Annotated in this window: 18 protein-coding genes; 15 read left to right on the top strand and 3 right to left on the bottom strand. The window is 66.0% G+C overall.

What is annotated here, in order from left to right:
* Positions 1–7 precede the first annotated feature (7 nt).
* The 12 genes from CHB74_RS04205 to CHB74_RS04150 all read left to right on the top strand — a co-directional run bounded on the left by CHB74_RS04205 (position 8) and on the right by CHB74_RS04150 (position 16,509).
* On the top strand, positions 8–1,636 hold the full coding sequence (locus CHB74_RS04205; RefSeq protein WP_089218369.1) for a thiamine pyrophosphate-binding protein: 1,629 nt from the start codon (positions 8–10) through the stop codon (positions 1,634–1,636).
* On the top strand, positions 1,636–3,099 hold the full coding sequence (locus CHB74_RS04200) for an aldehyde dehydrogenase family protein (RefSeq protein WP_089218368.1): 1,464 nt from the start codon (positions 1,636–1,638) through the stop codon (positions 3,097–3,099). Before CHB74_RS04205 ends, CHB74_RS04200 begins: the two co-directional genes overlap by 1 nt.
* Positions 3,100–3,515: 416 nt before the next feature.
* Complete coding sequence (locus tag CHB74_RS04195) at positions 3,516–5,801, top strand: TonB-dependent receptor (protein WP_089218367.1); 2,286 nt, start codon at positions 3,516–3,518, stop codon at positions 5,799–5,801.
* A 7-nt stretch (positions 5,802–5,808) separates the two neighbouring features.
* Positions 5,809–6,585 (top strand): aspartate dehydrogenase domain-containing protein, encoded by a 777-nt coding sequence (locus CHB74_RS04190; RefSeq protein ID WP_089218366.1) that lies wholly within the window; start codon positions 5,809–5,811, stop codon positions 6,583–6,585.
* A gap of 97 nt (positions 6,586–6,682) precedes the next feature.
* Complete coding sequence (locus CHB74_RS04185; protein ID WP_245842607.1) at positions 6,683–8,446, top strand: LVIVD repeat-containing protein; 1,764 nt, start codon at positions 6,683–6,685, stop codon at positions 8,444–8,446.
* A 22-nt stretch (positions 8,447–8,468) separates the two neighbouring features.
* Positions 8,469–9,818 (top strand): MFS transporter, encoded by a 1,350-nt coding sequence (locus CHB74_RS04180; RefSeq protein ID WP_089218364.1) that lies wholly within the window; start codon positions 8,469–8,471, stop codon positions 9,816–9,818.
* Positions 9,808–11,253 carry an amino acid permease gene (locus CHB74_RS04175; RefSeq protein ID WP_245842606.1) on the top strand — a complete coding sequence of 482 codons (1,446 nt, stop codon included), beginning with the start codon at positions 9,808–9,810 and terminating at the stop codon, positions 11,251–11,253. Before CHB74_RS04180 ends, CHB74_RS04175 begins: the two co-directional genes overlap by 11 nt.
* Before the next feature lie 44 nt (positions 11,254–11,297).
* A complete protein-coding gene (cobO, locus tag CHB74_RS04170) occupies positions 11,298–11,900 on the top strand; it encodes a cob(I)yrinic acid a,c-diamide adenosyltransferase (RefSeq protein ID WP_089218363.1) in 603 nt (200 codons plus the stop codon).
* Positions 11,901–12,158: 258 nt separating this feature from the next.
* Entirely contained in the window at positions 12,159–12,869 is a 711-nt protein-coding gene (locus CHB74_RS04165; RefSeq protein ID WP_089218362.1) for a response regulator transcription factor, read from the top strand.
* 1 nt (position 12,870) lies between these two features.
* Positions 12,871–14,193, top strand: a complete 1,323-nt coding sequence (locus tag CHB74_RS04160; RefSeq protein ID WP_089218361.1) for an ATP-binding protein — start codon at positions 12,871–12,873, stop codon at positions 14,191–14,193.
* Between the two features lie 100 nt (positions 14,194–14,293).
* Positions 14,294–14,989 (top strand): carbonic anhydrase, encoded by a 696-nt coding sequence (locus tag CHB74_RS04155; RefSeq protein WP_089218360.1) that lies wholly within the window; start codon positions 14,294–14,296, stop codon positions 14,987–14,989.
* Positions 14,990–14,994: 5 nt separating this feature from the next.
* Complete coding sequence (locus CHB74_RS04150; RefSeq protein ID WP_089218359.1) at positions 14,995–16,509, top strand: SulP family inorganic anion transporter; 1,515 nt, start codon at positions 14,995–14,997, stop codon at positions 16,507–16,509.
* 231 nt (positions 16,510–16,740) lie between these two features.
* On the opposite strand, the gene CHB74_RS22370 is transcribed toward CHB74_RS04150, so the two are convergent.
* A complete protein-coding gene (locus CHB74_RS22370; protein WP_245842604.1) occupies positions 16,741–17,220 on the bottom strand; it encodes a hypothetical protein in 480 nt (159 codons plus the stop codon).
* A 308-nt stretch (positions 17,221–17,528) separates the two neighbouring features.
* Positions 17,529–18,155 carry a class I SAM-dependent methyltransferase gene (locus CHB74_RS04140; RefSeq protein WP_179220712.1) on the bottom strand — a complete coding sequence of 209 codons (627 nt, stop codon included), beginning with the start codon at positions 18,153–18,155 and terminating at the stop codon, positions 17,529–17,531.
* A 108-nt stretch (positions 18,156–18,263) separates the two neighbouring features.
* Between CHB74_RS04140 and CHB74_RS04135 the strand changes: the two genes are divergently transcribed.
* The gene (locus CHB74_RS04135; RefSeq protein WP_089218358.1) at positions 18,264–18,584 is read left to right on the top strand and encodes an antibiotic biosynthesis monooxygenase family protein; all 321 of its coding nucleotides are present in this window, start codon (positions 18,264–18,266) and stop codon (positions 18,582–18,584) included.
* A complete protein-coding gene (locus CHB74_RS04130) occupies positions 18,572–19,846 on the top strand; it encodes an MFS transporter (RefSeq protein ID WP_089218357.1) in 1,275 nt (424 codons plus the stop codon). The genes CHB74_RS04135 and CHB74_RS04130 overlap by 13 nt, the downstream gene beginning before the upstream one ends.
* A gap of 20 nt (positions 19,847–19,866) precedes the next feature.
* Here the strand turns inward: CHB74_RS04130 and CHB74_RS04125 are convergent, their stop codons facing one another.
* Positions 19,867–22,185, bottom strand: coding sequence for a CDC48 family AAA ATPase (locus tag CHB74_RS04125; RefSeq protein ID WP_089218356.1), 2,319 nt, complete (start codon positions 22,183–22,185; stop codon positions 19,867–19,869).
* Between the two features lie 372 nt (positions 22,186–22,557).
* On the opposite strand from CHB74_RS04125, the gene CHB74_RS04120 reads away from it, so the two are divergent.
* On the top strand, positions 22,558–23,445 hold the full coding sequence (locus CHB74_RS04120) for a LysR substrate-binding domain-containing protein (RefSeq protein WP_179220711.1): 888 nt from the start codon (positions 22,558–22,560) through the stop codon (positions 23,443–23,445).
* Positions 23,446–23,473: the final 28 nt, after the last annotated feature.

Raw genomic sequence — 23,473 nt, 5'->3', positions numbered from 1 at the left:
ACAGGGCATGACGGAAACGACAGTAGCGCAGGCGCTGGTCACCACGCTTCGGGACATGGGGGTGCGCCACGTCTTCGGCGTGCCGAGCGGCGGCTGGGTCGATTATATGGAGGCGCTGCGCACCACCGACGGCATCGATTTCGTGCTGACCAGCCATGAAGGCGGCGCAAGCTTCATGGCCGATGTCTGCGGCCGGCTGACCGGCGTGCCGGGCGTCTGCTTCGGGACATTCGGGCCCGGCGCCACCAACCTCGCCACCGGCGTCGGCGGCGCGCTTCTCGATCGATCGCCGCTGATCGCCTTGAGCGACGAGATGACGGCCCCGATGCGCGGCCGCGTCACCCAGATGGGGATCGACCATCAGGCCTTGTTCGCCCCCATCACCAAGATGACGACGCGGCTCGAAGCCGACAAGGTGAGCGACATGCTGGCCGAAGCCGCGAAGGTCGCGCTTTCGGGGCGCCCCGGTTCGGTTCATGTCGGCCTGCCCGTCGGCTTGAGCGCCGCCCCCGCGACGCCAGCCGCAACCGGCCCGATCGCCGCCACGCCCCCGGCGGCGGCATCCACGAATGCCATCGCTGCGCTGATCGCCGCCTTCACCGCCGCCCGCAAGCCGATCCTCGCCGTCGGCCTCGGCGCCGCACATGCCCGCGTGGGGGACAAGGTGATCGCGCTTGCCGAGCGTTTCGGCCTGCCGATCGTGCTGACGCCGATGGCCAAGGGGCTCGTGCCCGAAGGCCATGGCCATTATGCCGGCGTGCTGTTCCACGCGCTGAGCGACGTCGTCGGCCAGACCCATGCCGAGGCCGATCTGGTGGTCGCGATCGGCTATGATCCGGTCGAATTCAACCTCGAAAGCTGGATGCGCGACGGCCTCGCCATCGCCAATATCGACGTCGAACCGCTGGATATCGACGCCGCAAAGCATCCCGTTGCGGCCGATGTGACCGGCGATATCGCCGCCAGCCTCGATGCACTCCTCGCGCTCGATGCCGCGCCCCGCGACTGGGATCTCGCCGCCGTCGCCGATCGCAAGGCCGAAACCTTCCGCCGGCTGGCGCCCGACAGCAACCGCTTCGGCCCCTGCGCCGCGCTGGATGTGCTGCGCGATGTGCTGCCGCAGGATGGCATCATGGCCTGCGATGTCGGCGCCCACACCCATCTGATCGGCCAGAAATGGCCCACGCCCGCGCCAGGTACCCAGCTCATGTCGAACGGCTGGTCGTCGATGGGCTTCGGCCTGCCCGCCGCGATCGCCGCCAAGCTCTGCCGGCCGGATACGCCGGTCTGCGCCGTGGTCGGCGATGGCGGCTTCCTGATGACGGTGGGCGAGCTGGCGACGGCGGTCCGCGAAAAGCTCAACATCGTCATCCTCGTCTTCACCGACAATGATCTCGCGCTCATCCGCATCAAGCAGGAAAAGAAGCATAATCCGATCTACGGAACCCCGGTCCGGCCCGAAGGCACGATCGGCGGCCCCTCGCTGTTCGGCGTGCCCGTCGTCACCGTCGACAATCCCGATGCCCTGCGCGCCGCCCTTGTCGATGGCTTCGCTGCGGACGGCCCGGTGATCGTCGAAGCCCTGCTCGACAGCCGCGAATATGACGGGCTCGTCCTCCACAAGGACAAGCCCTGATGCTCGCGCAGCCGCCTGCCCACGCGCCAGCGCACGCCGTCGTCCGCCCTTCGCTGCATATCGCCGGCGCGTGGCGGGACGGCGCTACCCGGATGGACGTGCGCAATCCCTATGATGGCAGCCTGATCGCGCAAGTGGCCTGCGCCACCCCGGCGGATGTGGACGATGCCATCGCCAGCGCGCTCGTCGGCCAGCGGGCGATGGCGGCGCTCACCACCGGCGAGCGCGCGGCCATCCTGCACCGCACGGCCGATATGCTCGCGGCAGACGCGGCGCGCTTCGCCGCGATGATCACCGCCGAAACCGGCAAGATCATCCGCGCCGCCACCAAGGAAGTGTCGCGCGCCGTCAACACGCTGCGCCTGTCGGCCGAGGAAGCGACCCGTCTTTCCGGCGAAACCATCGCGTTCGACAGCTTTCCGGGGGGCGAGACGCGCCATGGTTTCTACGTCTATGAACCCGTCGGCGTCATCGCCGCGATCACGCCCTTCAACGATCCGCTGAACCTCGCCTGCCACAAGCTCGGGCCGGCCTTCGCCGCTGGCAACAGCGTCATCCTGAAGCCCGCCGATCAGGCACCGCTCACCGCGATCATGCTGGCCGAATTGCTGCTCGCCGCCGGGCTGCCGGCCGACGCGCTCAACCTCCTCACCGGCCGGGGCGGCGATTTCGGCACCGCGCTCGTCGCCTCGCCCGATATCGCCATGGTCTCCTTCACCGGCGGTGCGCGGACGGGCGAGACGATCGCCCGCGCCGCCGGCATCAAGCGCATCGCGATGGAACTCGGCGCCAATGCGGCGGTGATCGTCGCGGCCGATGCCGATATCGGCAAGGCGGCCGATGCCTGCGCGTCGGGCGCCTTCTGGGCCGCGGGCCAGAATTGCATCGGCGTCCAGCGCATCTTCGTCCACCAGTCGATCTACGCCGCCTTCCGCGACCGCATGGTCGCCACTACCGAGGCGATGGTGGTCGGCGATCCGATGGATCCGGCCACCGATATCGGGCCGATGATCGCCGTCGGCGAGGCCGAACGCATGGCCGCCTGGACGGACGAGGCGGTGGCGCTCGGCGCGCGCGTCTGCACCGGCGGCCGGCGCGACGGCGCGATCTTCCCGCCCACCATCTTCGAACAGGCCCCACCCGATGCGCGGATCGTGCGGCAGGAAGCCTTCGGCCCGATCGTCAGCCTGTTTCCCTATGCCGATCTCGACGATGCGATCGCCGCTGCCAATGCGGTGGACCATGCCATCCATGCCGCGATCTTCACCGCCAGCCTGCGCGACGCGCATCACGCCGCGCGCGGATTGCAGGCAGCTGGCGTGATGATCAACGATTCCACCGATTACCGCCTCGACGCCATGCCCTTCGGCGGCGCCAGGCGGGGTAATATGGGGCGTGAAGGCGTCCGCTTCGCGGTCCGCGAAATGTCGCACACCAAGGTCGTCTGCTTCCACGAAGGCTGATCGACGGCGGCCCGTTCCGTCCCCTGAAAAAATGATCCCGGCGGGCCCGCTCGCCGGGATTGTCTGGCTTGCGCGCGCCGGTTACAGCTTGGGGGTTGGCATGTCCTGCCGGCCTGTAAGCGCGTCCCTGCCCCGGCGACATTTGCCTCAACAAAATGTCGTCTTTTCATATCATTAAGAAAATGATCGGCGTCGCTCGATGGCAATCTGCATTATCGCAAAATGGCATAATAGGGCATTACAATATTATTACTCACATATGACCATACACCATAGGCTCCCCCTCGATGGAGCCACTGGCTGACGGAGGAACGCCGCCAACGCCCGACAGAGAGGCGACGCGGCATTCTGCCAGTGGTTCGTTGCTGTAGAAAAAGGGGGCTCACAACGTGGCGGATATTTCCCACCGGAATCGCATGGCATTGCTGCTGGGGACAGTGGCCGGCCTCACCATCCCGAACATCGCACTGGCGCAGGACAGCACGGCCGGCGCAACCGCCGCCGAAACCGGCCTGAGCGACATCATCGTCACCGCCCGCAAGCGCGAGGAAAATCTTCAGTCGACCCCGCTCTCCGTCTCCGCGCTCAGCGGCGATGCGCTCGACAAGGCGGGCATCGACGAATTTTACGAGATCGCCGGCCGCATCCCGGGCTTCACGATCAACCCCGATAACGTCACCGAACCCAATATCTTCCTGCGCGGCATCGGCACCGACATCGAAAGCGCGGCATCGAGCGCCGCCATCGGCTTCTTCCTCAACGACGTCTATCTGCCGCGTGCCCAGGGCACCGCGATCGAGCTGGTCGATATGGACCGCGTCGAAATCGTCCGCGGCCCGCAAGGCACGCTCTACGGCAAGAATGTCGTCGGCGGCGCGATCAATTATGTGACGCGCAAGCCCACGCAGGAATTCCGCGCCGGCGGCCAGGTCGGCTTCGGCAATTATGACTCGTTCGAGCTGAAGGCCCATGCCGGCGGCGGGCTTGCCGATGGCCTTTCCGGCAGCATCGCGGCGGTCAGCCGCCGGCACGACGGCTATGCCTTCAACACCTTTACCGGCAACGATATCGAGGATCTCAACTCCTTCGGCATCCTCGGCCAGCTGCGCTACCAGCCGAACGAGGATCTCGACATCCTGCTGACCGGCGATCTCACCCGGCGGCGCGGCACCGGGCGCTGGGTCGATATCCAGATCCCGTCGGATCACAATATCCCCTTCGTGAACCCGGATCCCCGGCGCGGGCCCAACAATATCGACGGGCGGCAGGATGCCGATCTCGGCGGCGTCCACCTGACGGTCGACTATAATTTCGGCCCCGGCACGCTCACCTCGATCACCGCCTATCGCGAAGGCACCTTCGCGGCCGTCAACAACGATGCCGGCAGCTTCATCGATTTCACCAAACTAATCTACGGACCGGACGGCCGGATCGATTTCGGCGCCATCGACCGCGACGCCTTCAACGACGATTATTACATCAACGACAAGGATGAGAAGTCGAAGAGCTTCTCGCAGGAATTCCGTTTCCGCACCGATTTCGACGGCGCGTTCAACCTGCTCGCCGGCCTCTATTACCAGCATGAGACCGTCGATCGCGTCGAACATGCCACCTACATCTTCGTCGATTATTTCGCGCAGGGCGAGGAAATCGCCGGAACCCGGCTGAAATCGGACACCTATGCCGCCTTCATCGAAGGCACCTATGATTTCACCGAGACGCTGGGGCTGACGGCGGGCATCCGCTACACCAAGGACGAGAAGAAATTCTCCGTCTATCGCGAAACCATCGGCGATTTCCTCGGTGCCGAGTTCGAGGACGAGAACGGCAATTTCACCCGCGCCTTCTCCGCGTCCGACAAGCGGAGCTGGGATGCGTGGACGCCGAGCGTCAACCTGCACTGGCAGGCGACCGAGGACGCCTATCTCTATGGCCTCGTTTCCAAGGGCTATAAATCGGGCGGCTGGAATGGCGAGAACGCCACCAACCCCGGTGAAGCGCGCCTGTCCTACGATCCCGAATATGCGTGGAACTATGAAATCGGCGCCAAGACGACCTGGCTCGATAACCGTCTGCGCTTCAACATCACCGGCTTCTGGACCGAATATACCGATCTGCAGACCCAGCAATTCGTGATCTTCGATCCCAACCTGCCGGCCGACAATGTGATCGCCAATGCCGGCGAGGCGCGGGTGAAGGGCATCGAGCTTGAAACCGCTGTCGTGCCCTTCCCCGGCGTCACCCTGTTCGCCAACTACACCTATATGGACGCCAAGATCACCGGCGATCTGATCAGCACCGAACTCGCTTATGATCCGGGCTGCTTCTGCTCGGTGCCGATCCCCACCAACCTCAAGGGCAACCGCCTGCGGCGTTCGCCGGAAAACGCATTCAGCGTCGGGCTCGACGCCGCGATCCCCGTGTCGGACCGTTTCGACGTGATCCTGAACGCGGATTATAGCTGGACCGACGATTTCTACTTCGACAACGAAAACAGCGAACGGCTGCACCAGGATTCGGTGGGCGTGCTCAATGCCGCCATCGGCTTCGCCACCACCGATCGCCGGTGGGAATTCACGATCTGGGGCAAGAACCTCACCGACAATCTCTACGAAACGGGCAAGTCGGACGTGATCGGATCGGTGCTCGTCTCCTACGCCCCGCCGCGCACCTACGGCGCCACGCTCAAGTGGAAATATTGATCGGGTGATGGCGGCGATGCGTATCGGACTGATCGGCTTCGGCTTCATCGGTGCCGAGATTTACGATCGCATCGCCGCCGATCCCGGCGCTCTCGACATCGCCTTCGTCCACAATCGCAGCCGCGACCGGCTTTGCGATATTCCGGCCGACCGCATTCTCGATGACCTTGCCGACGCACACCGCTTCGCACCGGATCTGATCGTCGAGATGGCCGGCCCCGAAATCACCCGACGACATGGCGAGGGCTTTCTCGCCATCGCCGATTATATGCCGCTCTCGCTCACCGCCCTTGCCGACGATGATCTGCGCGAACGGCTGGAACAGGCCGCCCGCGACAATGGCCACTCCCTGCTGATCGCCCATGGCGCGCTGGTCGGCATGGATAGCCTGCTCGAATGGCAGGCGATGTGGGATCATGTGACGATCAGCTTCCGCAAGCCGCCCGCCAGCCTTGGCCAGCTACCCTCGACGGTAACCGAACCGACGCTGCTGTTCGATGGCAACGTGCGCGAGATCGCGGCGCGCTATCCCCATAATGTCAACGCGATGGTGGCCTGCGCGCTGGCGACGGTGGGGCTCGATCGCTGTCGCGCCCGGCTGATCGCCGATCCCGCGATCGATCATCTCGAACTTACGGTCGAAGCGCTCGGGCGCGATGGCACGCGCCTCGCCATCGAACGCCGCCAGCCCGCGAAGGGCGTTTCGGGGAGCGAGATGGCCGCCGCCGTCCACCATTCCATCCTGCGCGCCGCCGGTATCCGCCGGCCCCTGGCGTTCGCATGACCGTTATTCCACTACGCTATAACCATGCACCAACAGTGGATTTCCCAGTTATATCCGACAGCCCTAGCCTGCCGCCATGCCTCCAAGGAGAAAGCCGTTGAGCAAGATCGCGAAATCCCCGTTCCGTCGCTCCATCCTGGCAGGCTGCGCGGCCATGGCGGCCGCCGCCGGCATCGCCGGCGCGGCATCGGCGGCGGAAGGTGAGGCCGCCAAGGTCGATATCCGCGATCCGATCATCAAGGCCTGGCACGATCTGACCTATGATCAGCGCCCACCCATGCCCGTGCCCGGCGTGGATTATGGCATCGATCCGCAGACCGGGGCCTTCCATCACCCCAAGGCGACGCCGCTGCACGAGGAACGCGCGCCCTTCCCCGGCCAGCTCGATCATTGGGAACAGAAATCCTACGCGAAGAATATGGAGGTGATCGCCTTCTATCCGCACGTCCCGTCGCCCTTCCACACATGGCAGAACATCGCGGACTTCAACGGCAAGCGATATCTCTACGTCTATGACCGGCTGAACCTGAAGGTGTTCGACATCACCGATCCGGCCAAGGCGAAGCTGCTTCTCACCAAGGGCCAGAGCTGGACGGGCAAGGGCGGCGGCGATCCGGTGAACCCCTTCCCCGCCGGCGAAATGATCGGTGCCGCGTCGATCCAGTGGAACAAGGCGCTCGGCAAATATATCATGGTGCAATCGAACGAGGTGCAGCGCTTCGGCATCTTCGACGAGAAGATGAACGAGCCTGACGGCGTCGATAAGATCCGCAAATGGCCCTATCACAAGGGCTTCAACGTCTATGTGATGAACGGCCCGCTGCCCGATCAGTGGGAAAGGATCGCCACCCGCACCACCGATTACAAGCATCCCGATGCCCAGCCCGGCCACCAGCAGGGCTCCGGCTCGCTCGATGTGCCGGCCTGGTTCGGCGGGCAATATATGTTCCTGTCCTCCGCCCCGGACGACAGCTTCGCCCTTACCGAATATCCCAATTATCTCTATTCGCCGGGTTATCAGGCGTGGGACATGTCGGACCCGAAGAACCCGAAATTCCTCTCCCAATTCTCGGTCCCCGGCCAGATCGTCGGGGTGAAGGCGGAAGAGGACGCCTATCTGAAAAATCCGCGCGCGGGCAACCGCACCTCGTGGATGGGCTCGCGCATGCCGATCTTCATCCCCAAGCCCGTGGAAAAGGGCGGCAAGTTCGGCTTCGCGGCGATGGGCGGGCTCGGCTTCTACGTGCTGGACATTTCCAACCCCGCCGAAATCAAGGTGATCAGCCATCTCGATATGGTGCCGAAATTCGCCGGCACCGAAGCCGACAATATCGACGTCAGCCAGTATGAACGCACCGGCTTCGTGTTCATGAACGGCTATCCGATGAACGACGATTGCTTCGAACCCTATAAGGACATCTTCGCCATCGACGTGCGCGATCCGAACAATCCGAAGATCGCCACCACCTTCCCGCGCCCGACGCCGCCGGCGGACGCGCCGTTCAAGGATTTCTGCGAACGGCGCGGCAGCTTCGGCCCCAAGCGGCCGGGCTATTTCACCCAGCCGGGCACGGCGCGGCAGGGCATCGTGCCTTATGCCTTCTACAATGCCGGCGTTCAGCTGTTCGACGTGCAGGATCCCGCCAATCCGAAGATTGCGGCTTATTATATCCCGCGTTTTCCGACCGATCAGGAAACGCCCGATTATGTGAAGGGCAATCTGGGCTACGGCACCTACGTCGAATATGATCGCAACATCCTGTGGCTGTTCACCAACCATGGCTTCTACGCGCTGAAGAGCCCGCTTCTCGGTGAACCGAAGAAGGGGGTTCCCGCCAAGCCCTGGCCGCCACGCGACTGATGACGAAGGGGGAATAAGGCAAATGGGGGCGGTTCCAGTTCAGGATGCGATCGACGATCTTGCCCCCAGGGCCTTTCACTGGCGCCTGCTCGCACTCGTCGGCGCGATCATCCTGCTCGATGGTTTCGACATCCAGCTCGCTGCCTTTGCCGGCCCGGCCATCCTGGCCGACTGGAAACTGGGCTCGGCTGCGCTGGCGCCGGTGATGGCGGCCTCGCTCGCCGGGATGGCGTTCGGCACCAGCATCGGCGGCCGGATCGGCGATCGCTTCGGCCGCCGGCCGGCCCTGATCGGCGCGGTCGTCTGGTTCGGCGCCACCGCGATGCTCACCGCCTTGTGCCGCGATGTCACAAGCCTCACCGCGCTCCGCTTCATCACCGGCCTCGGCCTCGGCGCGGCGGTGCCCAATGCGACAGCGCTGATTGCCGAATGGATGCCAGCGCGCGCGCGCAACTATGCCGTCACCGTCATCTCGGTCGGCGTGCCGTGCGGCGGCATCATCGGCGCCGCGATCGCATCCTGGCTGATCCCGGCTTATGGCTGGCCCGCCGCTTTCCTGCTCGGCGGCGCGCTTCCCCTGCTGCTCAGCCTCGTCATGCTCCGCGCGCTGCCGGAATCGCCGATCCTGCTCGCCCAGCGCGGGGCGCCCGCGCCGCGCATCGCCAGCCTGATCGCCCGCGCCGGCGGCACCGCCACGGGGCCGTTCCTGCCGCCGCCGGTGGTGGCCGAAAGCGGGCGCGTATTCGGTCCGGCGCTGCGCCGCTCCACCATCGGCATGGGAATCGCCTTCTTCGCCTCGCTGATGGCGGTCTATGCGCTGTTGAGCTGGGTGCCGGTGCTGCTGTCCAAGGCGGGTTTCCCGATGGATGCGGCGATCCGTGGATCGATGATCCTCAACCTCGCGGGCGTTGCCACCTCCTTCCTGCTCACCTGGATCGTGCTGCGCGTCGGATCACGCGTCACGATCGTCGCCACCGCGATCGCCGGCATGGCCGCACTCGCTTTCTGGGCGATGCTGCTGCACACGCCCGGCACCTCGCCACTCGCCATCCTCGCCGGGGTGGCGCTCACCGGCGCTACCGTGCTGTCGCTGCAGGTGATGCTGCTCGCGCTGTCCGCCCACGTCTTCCCGGTGGAATGCCGCTCGGCCGGGATCGGCTATTCGATCAGCATCGGCCGGCTCGGCGCGATCCTCAGCGCCTTCGGCGCGGGCGTGCTGCTCGGCCTGCCGCAGGGCACGCTGCTCTTCTTCGCGATGATCGGCACAGCGCTGGTGGCGCTCGCCGGCGGCGTGATGCTGGTCGATCGGCACATGCCCCCACGCCATGCCCCGCCCGCGCCCAACAAAGAACTGGCCCCCAATGACGCATGAGATGACCGCCGATCCCGCCGCCATGACCACGCCGTCCGCCGCATCCACCGCCGCCCCCCCCGCCCCTGGCGAAGCCGCCGCACGCGAAGGCGGGCTGGAACGCGGCCTTACCCAGCGCCAGCTCACCATGATCGGCATTGGCGGCGCGATCGGCACCGGGCTGTTCATGGGCAGCGGCATCGCGGTCGGCTATGCCGGGCCGGGCGTATTGTTGAGCTACATCATCGCCGCCGCGATCGCGCTGGTGGTGATGTACAGCCTGTCGGAAATGGCCGTCGCCAGCCCCACGGCGGGATCGTTCGGCACCTATGCCGAACAATATGTCTCGCCGCTGGCCGGCTTCGTCGTGCGCTATACCTATTGGGCGACGATGGTGATCCTGATCGGCAGCGAAGCCGTCGCGATCGGCCATTATATGGAATATTGGTTTCCCGGCCTGCCGATATGGCTGTCCACGGCGGGCTTCGGCCTGGCGGTCTTGTGGGTGAACACGCGCGCGGTCGGCAATTTCGGCACGGTCGAATATTGGCTTTCGGCGATCAAGGTCGCCGCGATCCTCGCCTTCATCCTGTTCGGGCTGGCCAGCATCTTCGGCGTCGGCGTGCCCGCCACCGGCTTCGGCAATTATCTCGTCGATGGCGGCCCGCTGCCCTTCGGCTTCGCGGGCGTCTGGATGGCGGTGCTGATCGCACTCTTCTCCTTCTTCGGGATCGAGATGATCGCCGTCGCCGCCGGCGAGGCGGAAGATCCGCAACGATCCGTGCCCCGCGCGATGCGGACGATGCTGATCCGCCTCGTCCTCTTCTACATCCTGTCGATCGGCATCATCATCGCGATCGTGCCGTGGACGACCAGCGGCGCGAAGCTCGTCGAACAGAGCCCGTTCGTGAAGGTGTTCGCCAGCTTCGGCTTCACCGCCGCTGCCCATGTAATGAACTTCGTCGTGCTCAGCGCCGCGCTCTCGGCGATGAACTCCAGCCTCTACATGGCCAGCCGGATGATCTTCTCGCTCGCACGCGCCGGCCATGTCCCCGCCACCTTCGGCCGCCTCAGCCCGCGCGGCGTTCCCGTCCGCGCCGCCTTGCTGTCGAGCGCGGGGGTGCTGATCGCCGCGCTGGTCGCCCTGGCCAGCCCCAACGCCTTCCAATATCTGGTCGGCATCGCCCTGTTCGGCGGGCTGTTCACCTGGATCGCGATCCTCTTCACCCATTTGCGTTTCCGCGCGCAGCGGGTGGGTGAACCGCACCTGCCCGTCCGCGCGCCCTGTTTCCCGGTCCTCCAGCTGGCGGCGCTCGCCGTGCTGCTCGCGGTCCTCGTCACCATGGCGTTCGATACGGAGTTCTGGAACATCGCCGTCATCGTCGGCCTACCCTGGCTGTTGTTCGTCGCCGGCGTTTATGCCACGCGCCGCAAGCTGGGTTTCGGCGCCTCCTGATCCATGAAGGCAGGCGCCGCCCGCTGGTTGCAGGAGCGAAGCGCATGGACGACACCGAGGCCCGCCACACCGAAAAGATGAAGAAGCGGCAGGCCGCGCACGAAAAGATCCTCGCGTCCAAGACCCGCGAAAAAGGCCTGCTGATCGTCCACACCGGGCCGGGCAAGGGCAAGACGACGGCAGCGCTGGGCATGGTCGTGCGCGCCATGGGCCACGGGCAGAAAGTGGGCGTCGTCCAGTTCGTAAAAGGCGCGATGGCGACGGGCGAGAAGGCGATCTTCGATGCCTTCCCCGATCTCGTCGAATTCAAGCCGATGGGCGAAGGCTTCACCTGGGACACGCAGGATCGCGCCCGCGACATCGCCGTCGCCCGCACCGCGTGGGAGGAGGTGAAGCGCATGATCGCCGATCCCGCTTATCACATGGTCGTCGCGGACGAACTCAACATCGTGCTCCGCTACGATTATCTGCCCGTGGACGAGATTCTCGAAACGCTCACCGCGCGGGACGAGATGAAACATGTCGTCGTCACCGGCCGCAACGCGCCGGCCGAGCTGATCGAGGCGGCCGATCTCGTGACCGAGATGACGATGGTCAAGCACCCCTTCCGCAACGGCGTGAAGGCGCAGGCCGGCATCGAATTCTAGCATTCATCGGCAAGGGCGCGCACGCCCACGCGCCCTTCCGTCACTCGTCGAAAGTCCTACAAAATATTTCCCAAGCGTTTCAAACCTCTTGGGATCGGCGGCCGAATATGTCCGCTCCCACGCAGCGTCGTTACGAATTGTTGCCCCTGCCACAATGTGTCGGAATATTGCGTCTGACCGGCCCGCCACGCGTTGACGATTGGCGATCCGTCCCTAGGTGTCGGCTATGCTCACACCGTTCCCTTCGCGGTGCCCGTCATGACGGCGCCTACCATTCTCTTGGTCGAAGATGATCCCCCCCTGCGGACGCTGACGGCGCGCGCGCTGCAGGAAAACGGCTATATCGTCCGCCCCGCCGCCACCGCGCCGGAAATGTGGGCGACGTTCGAAGCAGGCCCGGTCGATCTGATCCTGCTCGATATCATGCTGCCGGGCACCAGCGGCATCGATCTGTGCAAGGCGATCCGCCAGCGCAGCACCGTGCCGATCATTTTCATCAGCGCCCGCGGCAGCGAAACCGATCGCGTCGTCGGGCTCGAACTCGGTGCCGACGATTATCTCGCCAAGCCGTTCAGCACGCGCGAACTGGTCGCCCGCGTCCGCGCCGTGCTCCGTCGCGGCGGGATCGAGGAACAGCGCCGCGCCGTTCCGTCCAACAAGGCGGAGTTCGACGGCCTGACCGTCGATTTCGCCCGGCGCGAGCTTTATTCGCGCAGCGGCGCGATGATCCCGCTCACCGGCGCGGAATTCGATCTGCTTGCCAGCTTCCTCGGCCACCCGCAGCGCGTCATCGCGCGCGAACGGCTGATCGAACTGTCGCGCGCGCGGATCGGAGATTCCTCCGATCGCAGCATCGACGTGCTGGTCAGCCGCCTGCGCCGCAAGCTCGCCGCGGATGACAAGCCCGCGCCGATCATCACCGTGCGCGGCGTGGGATACATGCTGAACGCGGGCGTCGCGCGTATCTGATATGCTCACCCGTCCGTCGCTCGGCCTGCTTGGCCGGATCGTCGCCATCATCCTGCTGACGGTGACGATCGAATTCGCCGCCAGCACGCTTCTCTATGAACGCGCGGGCGAATTCTCGATCAAGGAGGATGAGGCCCGGCGGCTCGCGGAACATCTGGTGATCGTGCAGCGACTGGTCGGCGAACGGCCGCCGACCGAACGGCCGGCGATCGCGCGTTATCTTTCCACCGATCGCTATACCGTCCACTGGCAGCGCACCGCGCCCGAACCGCGCGCGCTGGCCGCCGAATTGCGCAACATGCGCGATCAGGTGGTCGAATGGGAACCGTCGCTCGCCAATGCCGGCCTGCAACTGCAACTCGCCTCGCCCGGCCGGCACGATATCGTGATGGGTGAAATCGTGCTCGCCGACGGCACCTGGATCCATTTCAAGATGCACGGGCTGGTCACCGGCTGGGGCCTCCAGCTGAACCGCATCGTGCTCGCGCTGGTGCCCGCGATCGCGCTCGCCGTCGTCGGCGGCCTGCTCGTCCGGCTGACCTTGCGGCCGCTCAAGACGCTCAGCCAGGCGATCGAAAGCATGGGCAAGGGCGAACGCGTCATCGTCCATGAAGAAGGCCCGAACGAGGTCCGCAACCTCATCCGCGCATTCAACCGCATGCAGGATCAGATCAGCCGGATGATCGCCGATCGCACGCAGGCGCTCGCCGCCGTCGGCCATGACCTGCGCACCCCGCTCGCCCGCCTCCAACTCCGGCTCGACGGGTCCAGCGACGCCGAACTGCGCCAGACGTCGGAACGCGACATTGGCGAGATGGAGGAGATGATCTCCTCGGTCCTCGCCTATCTCAGCGGCGATTCCGATCCGGAGGCCGCGGCCCGTGTCGATCTTGCGGTCCTGATCACCACCCTGGTCGACGACATGGCCGATCATGGCCACCATGTCAGCTATCACGGCCCCGATCACCTCGAAGCCCAGGTCCGCCCCCACGGTTTCCGCCGCGCGATCAACAACCTGATCGAAAACGCGATCCATTATGGCGATGACGTGCGCGTCACCCTGTCGGACTGGCCGGGCCGGATCGTGCTGCGCGTCGAAGATAACGGACCCGGCATCCCCACCCATGCGATGGCGGACGTGCTCCAGCCCTTCGCCCGGCTGGATTCGGCGCGCAGCCGGAACACCAAGGGGCTGGGCCTCGGCCTCGCCATCGTATCGCAAATGGTGGAACGCGAAGGCGGCGGCTTCACCCTCGTCAACCGTCAGGAAGGCGGATTGCGCGCCGAAATCGTGCTGCCGAAGACGACGCCCGATCAGCAATAATTCCTTACGCCAACGCTGCGCCGCAGCAACTGGGGCTCCTTAAGTTCTTCCTCAATCGGGTGGGATTCCGTCTCACCCCCTCAATTGAAGGAGACACAGGATGAACGAGCTGATCGGGCGCGTCTTCCATTTCGAGAAGCAGGTTTTCCCTAGCAATCTCGATCTTTACTCGAAGCTCGCCTCTGACGGGCAGAGCCCCAAGGCGCTGATGATCTCCTGCGCCGATTCCCGCGTCGTGCCGGAACATGTCATGCAGGCGCAGCCGGGCGATCTCTTCGTCTGCCGCAACGCGGGAAACATTGTGCCGCCCTTCGCCACCGCCAATGGCGGCGTTTCGTCGACCGTGGAATATGCCGTGATGGCGCTGGGCGTGCGCGACATCATCGTCTGCGGCCATTCGGATTGCGGCGCGATGAAGGCGCTGGTCTATCCCGACAGCCTGAACACCATGCCCAACGTCGCCGCCTGGCTGCGCCATTCGCACGCCGCGCAGCGCGTGGCGCACGAAAGCTATCCCGATGTCGAACCGCATGAACGCGTGCGGATCGTCGCCATGGAAAATATCGTCGCCCAGATCGCGCATCTGCGCACCCACCCGTCGGTCGCCGCCGGCATCGCGCGTGGCGAAATCGCGCTCCATGGCTGGTTCGTCGATATCCATGCCGGTGCGGTGCTGGGTCTGGATGGCGCCACCGGCCGTTTCCTGCCACTGCGCGATGATCAGCCGCTGCCGGTCGCGCTCGCGGCCAGCCCGCGTCGCGCCGCCGATACGCTGCCGCTGGTCGCTGCGGAGTAAGCCCCATGGCCAATCCGCAGGTGCCGGCGAACTGGTTCGCGCGGGATCTTACCGCGTCGATCGTTGTCTTCCTCGTCGCGATGCCCCTCTGCATGGGCATCGCCATCGCCTCCGGCGTGCCACCGGAAAAGGGACTGATCACCGGCATCATCGGCGGGATCGTCGTCGGCCTTCTGGCCGGCTCGCCACTGCAGGTCAGCGGCCCGGCCGCGGGCCTTGCGGTGATCGTGTTTGAAATCGTGCAACGGCACGGGCTGGCGGCGCTCGGCCCGATCCTCGTCGTTGCCGGCATCATCCAGTTCCTCGCCGGCGTGTTCCGGCTGGGTGGCTGGTTCCGGGCGATCTCGCCCGCCGTCGTCCACGGCATGCTCGCCGGCATCGGCGTGCTGATCGTCGTCGGCCAGTTCCATGTGCTGTTCGATGCCAAGCCGCTCGCCAGCGGCCTGGAAAATCTGGTCGCGATCCCCGGCCGCATCCTCGGCCTGTGGCCGGCGGATGGCCATCCGGCCGTGCCCGCCTTGCTGATCGGCCTCGTCGCCATCGGCTGCACGCTCGCCTGGGACAAGCTTCGCCCTGCCTCGCTCCGGCTGCTGCCGGGCGCGCTGGTCGGCGTCGTCGTCGCCACCCTCTCCGCTTATTTCATCGGTCTCGATGTGGCGCGGGTCGACGTGCCGGAATCGATCGTGGCGGCCATCGCCACGCCCACCATGGCCGATCTCAGCGGCATGCTGAGCCCGACCCTGATGGTGACGGCGGTTGCCATCGCCTTCATCGCCAGCGCCGAAACGCTGCTTTCGGCCGCCGCCGTCGATCGCATGCACGATGGCGCACGCACCGATTACAACAGGGAACTGCGCGCGCAGGGCGTCGGCAACCTGCTCTGCGGTGCCGCCGGCGCATTGCCGATGACGGGCGTTATCGTCCGCAGTTCGGCCAATGTGCAGGCCGGCGCCGTGACGCGGATGTCGGCCGTCCTGCACGGCATCTGGATCCTCGGCCTCGTCGCGGCACTGCCGTGGCTGCTGCGGGAAATCCCGATGGCCGCGCTCGGCGGTATCCTCGTCGTCACCGGCTGGAAGCTCGTCAGCCTTCAGCATGTCCGCCACCTGTTCCGCGCGCACGGCCCGCTGCCGGCGGTGATCTGGGCGGCGACCCTGGTGATGGTGGTGGCCACCGATCTCCTCACCGGCGTGCTCGTCGGCCTGGGCCTGTCGCTCATCGAGGTCATTCCCAACCTCAAGCGGCTGAAGCTCGACGTCGCCGAGGCAGAGCATGATCATGGCCACGAACTGAAGCTTGCCGGCGTCGCCAGCTTCGTTTCGCTGCCCAAGCTGTCGACGGCGCTCGATGCGCTGCCCACCGACAAGCGGATCCACATGGATCTCGGCGGGCTGCGGTCGATCGATCACACCTGCGCCGAACTGCTCACCGAGTGGTGGCAGCGCCGGCGGGCACGCGGCGGCGATATCGAGATCCGCGGCGCGCAGGGCCGCCTCGCCACGATGCTGGCCGCTCACTAAGCTAAAAAACACCCGCCCCCTTCGCGCTATCCGGTGCGAAGGGGGCGGGCTTTTTTGTGTCACCGATATGTCATGCCAGCGCAGCTCGGCATCGCAGGAGGCGGGCGCGCCCCCGCCCTTAGAGCAGGTTCCGATCCAACTGCGTCGGCTCGAAAGCTCTAAGTTTTTTTGTTTGCCGCGCTTTCCAAGTCGGCAGGTGATGCCACCTGCCTCGAAAGCACTCTGACCAACTCAATCAGGACGCGCGTTGACGTTGCGGCCTTCGCGGCCCCGGCTCTCGCGAATCGCCTGCCCCGCCCGGCCACCCGGCGGGGTCGCGCGCGGCGCCGGCGCTGCCGGGCGCGACATCGCACGCGGCGGGCTGGACGGACGCGGCATCGCTTGCTGCGGGCGGCCCGCATTGGGCGGGCGGCTCATCTGCGGCCGGTTCTCGCGCGGCACCGCGCCCCACACGCCTTCGCCCCGCGCCGCCTCCCGGCGCTTGCGCCAATCCTCGCGATCGGGGCGATCCGGCCGGTCGGGGCGGCCTGCCCAGCCATTGCCGGGGCGGTCGGGACGATCGGGTCGGCCCTGCCAGTGATCGTCACCCGGACGCCCGGGCCTGCCCGGCCCGCCGGGCCCGCCGGGCCGCCCCGCATGGTGCCGCCGCTGTTCCCAATAACGCCGCTGGCCGTCGTTCCACCGATGCCGGTGGCCGCCACGGTCGTACACATAATAGCCACTGCCGGGATAATAGAAGCCGTCATACCAGCCGTAGGACGGGTAGCCGTAATAGCCCGGTAATAATCGTCATAATATCCGCCGCCGCCATAGCCGACGGAAACGCCGCCATAGCCATAATCGTCATAGACGCACGCGCTGAGGCCGAGGCCCGCGACGGCGACCAGCCCGATTTTCGACAATCGCTTGGCAAACATGCCCATGTCCCACTCCGGGTAACGGATTATGTTACCTCGAATGAAGCCACAGGGCGATTGAACCGCTTCTGAACCCGCGCGAAGGCTGGCGTTCAGCTTCGTTCAGTCCTTCCACGCCCAATAAAGCTGCGCCGGCGGCACGTTCACCCATTCAACCGCATGGTCGATCTGCTCGAAATGCGGGGCGATGAAGTCGTGCACCTTGGGGCTGAACTGATAGACTAGGAACGCGCCGCCCGGGCGCAGTGCGGCAGCGGTCTCTCCGGCGATCCGCGGCGCAACGCCGGCGGGCAGCGTCGAAAAGGGCAGGCCCGACAGCACATAATCGGCGTGGGCAAAGCCCTGCGCGGCAAGGATCGCGCGCACGTCCGCCGCCGATCCGTTGACGGGCACGAAGCGCGAGTCGGTGATCCGCGCGCTCAGATATTCGATGAAATCGGGGTTGGTATCGATCGCGATCAGCGTCGCATCAGGTGCCATCCGTTCAAGGATATGGCCGCAGAAAGTGCCGACGCCGGGGCCATATTCGACGAACACCTTGGTGTTCTGCCAGTCGACGCGCGACAACATCTTGTCGATCAGCCGCTTAGACGACGGGATGATCGATCCCACCATCACCGGATGCTTCAGGAAGCCCAGAAAGAACATCCCGAGCGGACCCAGTTTGGCGGGGTTCAGCCGGCCCTTGCGGGTACGTGCCAGCGCAGTTTCGCCGGTAGAAACAGTCATGCAGGCTCCAACAGACCGACATAGGAGTAAGTTCCGTTCGCAAAACTGCGGGGGAAACGCAAGCGATCCCCTTCCCTCCTGCGGCAAGCCGCGCTTATTAAGCCTCTTATGGAAAATATTTCCGCAGGCTGCGTCGCCGTCATTTTCGTCAACCGCCGCACGGCCGATGATGACGCGGGCTATCATGCCGCCGCGCAGGCGATGGTGGAAGAAGCCGGCCGCCAGCCGGGATTCGTCGGCATCCACAGCGTGCGTGCCACCGATGGCGAAGGAATCACCATCAGCTATTGGGCCGATGAAGCCGCCGCACTCGCCTGGCGGAAAAATGCCGAACATGCCGCGATCCGCGAACAGGGCCGCGCGCGCTGGTACGAATATTATCACCTGATCGTCGCCGAGGTTCGCCGGGACTATCAATGGCATCGTTGAACATGTCCGGCACCCGGCGCGATTTCGCGCTGCTGTTTCTCGTCATGCTCACCATCGCGGCGGGCAACACCGCGCTGCAATCGGTGCTGCCCGCGATCGGCCGGCTGCTGGCGCTGCCCGATGCGGTGATCGCGCTCACTTTCTCCTTTTCCGCGCTGGTCTGGGCGCTGGCCGCGCCGGGCTGGGCGCGACGGTCCGACCGGCAGGGCCGCAAGCGCATGGTGCTGACCGGGCTGATCGGCTTCGTCATCTCGCTGCTGCTCTGCGCGCTGGCGCTTACCGCCGGAATTTCGGGCTGGGCCGCCGCCTTGCCCGCTTTTGCCGGCTTCATCGCGGCGCGGATGATCTACGGCTTTCTCGGCGCGGCCGCCCCGCCGGCCGCGCAGGCGCTGGTCGCATCGCGCACCAGCCGGGCGGAACGCACCAACGCGCTCACCCTGCTCGCCTCCGCCTTCGGGCTGGGGACGATCCTCGGCCCCGCGCTCGCCCCCTTCTTCATGCTGCCCGTCGTCGGCCTTGCCGGCCCGGCCTATATCTTCGCGCTGATGGGCGCGGTGGTGCTGGTCGCGACATGGCGGCTGCTGCCCGATGATGGCCCGGACATGCGCGTCCACGGCGCCGCCACCGCCGAACCCAGCATCGGCGGCGAACCCAGCGGCGCATCGGTGATCGCCGCGCTCAACGAACAGACCAGCGAACGCCTGCGCTGGACCGATCCGCGCCTCCTGCCCTGGATGATCTCCGGCCTCGTCGCCGGCCACGCGCAGGCGATGGCCGGCCAGGCGATCGGCTTCCTCGTCATGGATCGGCTGGAATTGCCGCCCATCGCCGCGCAGCCGGTGATCGGCGTGGTGCTGATGGCCGGTGCCGCCGCCGCCCTGCTCGCCCAATGGGGCATCATCCCGCGCCTGCGGTTGGGCCCGCGCGCGATGGTGATCTGGGGCGCACTGATCGCCGCCGCCGGCTGCGCGATGATCGCCAGCGCCAGCGACATTCACGGGCTGGCTGTCGCCTTTGCACTCGCCTCGCTCGGCTTCGGTTTCCTGCGGCCGGGCTTCACCGCCGGCGCCTCGCTCGCCGTCGGCACGCGCGAACAGGGGCTGGTCGCAGGCCGCGTCACCTCGATCAACGGCGCCGTGTTCGTCCTCGGCCCGTCGATCGGCATCGGCCTCTACCAGATCGCGCCGCCCATCCCCTATCTGCTGGCGGCGGGGGCATTGCTGCTCAACGCAGCCTATGCCGCCCGCCGCCTGCAACGCTGATCGGGATCAAGCCGGCCGGCTCACTCCCCCTTCTTCTCGCCCCGGGGCTTCAGCATCCCCGGCCCGACAAAGCCGATCGGCGCCAGCGCCAGCGCATCCTGCTTGATCTTGGCGGCGATCTGTTCGTACTCGCGCTCGATCTCGGGCGTCACGCTGGGCCGCGTATCTTCCAGCGCCTGCTCGAAATGCCTGGCGTTCACGTTCGGCGTGTCGATGCCCTGCCGCAGCGCGAACAGGCCGGCCCGCCGCACCAGATCCTCCAGATCCGCGCCGGTGAAGCGATCCGTCCGCCGCGCGATGCTGTCGAGGTCGACATCATCGGCCAGCGGCATTCGAGCGGTGTGGATATCGAGAATCCGGCGCCGGCCAACCTCGTTCGGCACCGGCACATAGATCAGCTCGTCCAGCCGCCCCGGCCGCAACAGCGCCGGATCGATCAGGTTGGGCCGGTTGGTCGCGCCGATCACCACCACGGACTGCAGTTCCTCCAGCCCGTCCATCTCGGCAAGGATGGTGTTCACCACGCGCTCGGTCACCTGCGGCTCGCCCATGCCACCGCCACGCGCCGGCACCAGGCTGTCCAGTTCGTCGATGAAGATCACCGTCGGCGCCACCTGCCGCGCGCGGGCGAACAGGCGGGCGATCTGCTGCTCGCTCTCGCCATACCATTTCGACAGCAAGTCGCTCGATTTGGTGGCGATGAAGTTCGCCTCCGCCTCGCGCGCCACCGCCTTGGCCAGCAGCGTCTTGCCGGTGCCCGGCGGGCCATAGAGCAGAAAGCCCTTGGCCGGGCGGATGCCCAGCCGGCGGAACGCATCGGGGTTCTTCAGCGGCAGTTCTACGCCTTCGCGCAGCCGTTCCTGCGCGTCGTCCAGGCCGCCCACGTCCTCCCAGCGGACATTGGGCTTCTGCACCATCACCTCGCGCATCGCGGAAGGCTGGACGCGCTTGATCGCCTCCTGGAAATCCTCGCGCGTCACCGAAAGCGTGTCGAGCACCTCGGGCGGGATCGTCCGCTCCTCCAGGTTCAGCCGGGGCATGATCCGCCGCACGGCCTCGATCGCCGCCTCGCGGGCCAGTGCCCCCAGGTCGGCGCCGACGAAGCCGTAGGTCTGCCGCGCCAGTTCGGCCAGATCCACCTTGTCGCCCAGCGGCATGCCGCGCGTGTGGATGCCCAATATCTCGCGCCGGCCGCGCTCGTCCGGCACGCCGATCACGATCTCGCGGTCGAAACGGCCGGGGCGGCGCAGCGCCTCGTCGATCGCCTCGGGCCGGTTGGTCGCGGCGATGATCACCGTGTTCTGCCGCGCTTCCAGCCCGTCCATCAGCGTCAACAACTGGGCTACCAGCCGTTTCTCGGCCTCACCCTGCACCTGCCCGCGCTTCGGCGCGATCGAATCGATCTCGTCGATGAAGATGATCGAAGGCGATGATTTCGCCGCCTCGTCGAAGATCTCGCGCAGCCGCTTCTCGCTCTCGCCATAGGCCGAACCCATGATCTCGGGCCCGTTGATCAGGAAGAAACTCGCGTCGCTTTCATTGGCCACCGCGCGCGCCAGCCGCGTCTTGCCGGTTCCGGGCGGGCCGTGCAGCAGCACGCCCTTGGGCGGATCGACCCCCAGCCGCTGGAACAGTTCGGGATAGCGCAGCGGCAGCTCCACCATCTCGCGCACCTGATCGATCGTCGCGCCCAGCCCGCCAATATCGTCATAGGTCACATCGGCGCGGCGCTGGTCCTGCGGCGCCTGATATTCGGATCGCAGCTCGACCTCGGTATTCTCGTCGATATGCACGATGCCCTTGGCCGGCACCGTCGACACCACGATCAGGCGGATTTCCTGCAAGGCAAAGGCCGGCGCATTCAGCATCTGGCGCAACTGCGGCGGCATGTTCGACTGATCGATCCGCTGCTGGCCTGCGGTCGCCACGGTGTCGCCTGCGGTCAGCGGCCGCATGCCGAAGCTGCGCTTCAGCGCCTCGCCCGATCCCTGCAGCCGCAGATTTTCCACCGCAGGCGCGAAAACCACGCGCTGCGCCGGCTTCGATTCGGCCTTGCGCACCTCCACGAAATCGCCCGATCCGATCCCGGCATTGGCGCGTTGCAGGCCGTCGATGCGCAGGATTTCCAGCCCCTCATCCTCGGAATAAGGCAGCACCGCGCGCGCCGCCGTCATCCGCTTGCCGGTGATCTCGACGACATCGCCTTCCGTCAGGCCCAGCGCGCCCATCGTGGCGCGCGACATGCGGGCAATGCCCCGGCCGCTATCGTCGGGGCGGGAATTGGCTACTTGAAGCTTGCGGTTTCCGGTCTCGGGGGCGGGATTGTCGTCGTCTGCCATATCATCCTCTCCGCTCGGGACTGCAGACATAAGAGTTCGAAACCGGATTTCGATCCGGCCAAGCAACAAAAAATCTGCGGAGGAGATAAGCCGGGCTGCCGAAGCCCGCGCGAGCGCCATGCGGTGACACGCCATTGCGCCGGGCAAAAAAAGGGCCGACCCAAAAGGGCCGGCCTTGAAAGTCTTTAGGAGAGGATGCCTGAAAGGCCCGTCCCTTTTGCGTCGCAGCGATAAATTGTGCAAGTGCGAAAAGATTGATTGTGGTTGCATAATATGCAATCACAATCGCAAGTTTTTGGCGGACACGCGTGTTCGCTCTGGCGAAGCGCCAGATTGCAGTGCACAATAAACGCCAGTCATTGGAGGCCAGCATTGCGTCGATTGCCACCGCTTACCGCTGTCGAGGCGTTCGTGCAGGTTGCGCGGCTGGGTTCCGTAAAGGCAGCGGCCGAGGAACTGGCACTGTCGTCCCCCGCGCTCAGCCGCCGCGTGCAGGCGATGGAACGCTTCGTCGGCCGCTCGCTGTTCGAACGCCGTCATCAGGCGATGCTGCTCAACAGCGATGGTGAACTTCTCCTCGCCCGCCTCGCACCCGCGCTCGACTCGCTGGCCGAAGCGATCGAAATGACGACGGGTGAGGCCGAACTGCTCCGCCTGCGCCTGGCCGTGCTGCCGCTCTTCGCCTCGCAGCGCTTGATGCAGCGGCTCCCCGAACTGCGCGGCCTCCATCCCGAACTGCATATCGATATCGACACCGCCGCCCATGGCCTGTCGCGCCTCGGCGAAGGGGTGGATGCCGCAATCGTCCTCGCACGCGAAGTCGAACCCAGCCTCTATTCGCGCCGGCTCGATCGCAACAAGGTGGTGGCCATCGGCGCACGGCGCCTGCTCGACGGGCGCAACCCGCTGCGCGCGCCCGATGATCTGCGGCGGATGACGATCTTCCTCCACCGCGACATGCCCGAAACCTTCAACAGCTGGCGCGAAGCGCTGCGCCGCCCCGATCTCGAGCCTGCGGCCGTCGATCATTTCGATTCTGGCCACCTGATGCTCGATGCCGCCGCGCAGGGGCTGGGTGTCGCCTTCATGCTCGACAGCCATCTCCACGACGCCAACGATGCCCGGCTGGTCGAACTGTTCGACGATGTCGATGTCGACAGCCAGTATAGCTACTGGTTCGCCTGCCGCCGCTCCGCCCTCTCGCGCCGCCCCGTCCGCATCTTCCACGACTGGCTGTTCGAAGCGATCGCACGCGATTGAACGCCGCCGGCCGCGCCGCCCGTCGCGA

Source organism: Edaphosphingomonas laterariae, assembly GCF_900188165.1.
Classification (GTDB): domain Bacteria; phylum Pseudomonadota; class Alphaproteobacteria; order Sphingomonadales; family Sphingomonadaceae; genus Sphingomonas_E; species Sphingomonas_E laterariae.
Note: the sequence above shows the minus strand (reverse complement) of the source record. Positions and strands in the feature narration are given on the sequence as shown.

Bases quoted from the DNA above. Each gene is read 5' to 3' on its own strand.
- CHB74_RS04205 (WP_089218369.1), top strand. From the start codon at position 8: ATGACGGAAACGACAGTAGCGCAGGCGCTGGTCACCACGCTTCGGGAC.
- CHB74_RS04200 (WP_089218368.1), top strand. From the start codon at position 1,636: ATGCTCGCGCAGCCGCCTGCCCACGCGCCAGCGCACGCCGTCGTCCGC.
- CHB74_RS04195 (WP_089218367.1), top strand. From the start codon at position 3,516: ATGGCATTGCTGCTGGGGACAGTGGCCGGCCTCACCATCCCGAACATC.
- CHB74_RS04190 (WP_089218366.1), top strand. From the start codon at position 5,809: ATGGCGGCGATGCGTATCGGACTGATCGGCTTCGGCTTCATCGGTGCC.
- CHB74_RS04180 (WP_089218364.1), top strand. From the start codon at position 8,469: ATGGGGGCGGTTCCAGTTCAGGATGCGATCGACGATCTTGCCCCCAGG.
- CHB74_RS04175 (WP_245842606.1), top strand. From the start codon at position 9,808: ATGACGCATGAGATGACCGCCGATCCCGCCGCCATGACCACGCCGTCC.
- cobO (WP_089218363.1), top strand. From the start codon at position 11,298: ATGGACGACACCGAGGCCCGCCACACCGAAAAGATGAAGAAGCGGCAG.
- CHB74_RS04165 (WP_089218362.1), top strand. From the start codon at position 12,159: ATGACGGCGCCTACCATTCTCTTGGTCGAAGATGATCCCCCCCTGCGG.
- CHB74_RS04160 (WP_089218361.1), top strand. From the start codon at position 12,871: ATGCTCACCCGTCCGTCGCTCGGCCTGCTTGGCCGGATCGTCGCCATC.
- CHB74_RS04155 (WP_089218360.1), top strand. From the start codon at position 14,294: ATGAACGAGCTGATCGGGCGCGTCTTCCATTTCGAGAAGCAGGTTTTC.
- CHB74_RS04150 (WP_089218359.1), top strand. From the start codon at position 14,995: ATGGCCAATCCGCAGGTGCCGGCGAACTGGTTCGCGCGGGATCTTACC.
- CHB74_RS04140 (WP_179220712.1), bottom strand. From the start codon at position 18,155: ATGACTGTTTCTACCGGCGAAACTGCGCTGGCACGTACCCGCAAGGGC.
- CHB74_RS04135 (WP_089218358.1), top strand. From the start codon at position 18,264: ATGGAAAATATTTCCGCAGGCTGCGTCGCCGTCATTTTCGTCAACCGC.
- CHB74_RS04130 (WP_089218357.1), top strand. From the start codon at position 18,572: ATGGCATCGTTGAACATGTCCGGCACCCGGCGCGATTTCGCGCTGCTG.
- CHB74_RS04125 (WP_089218356.1), bottom strand. From the start codon at position 22,185: ATGGCAGACGACGACAATCCCGCCCCCGAGACCGGAAACCGCAAGCTT.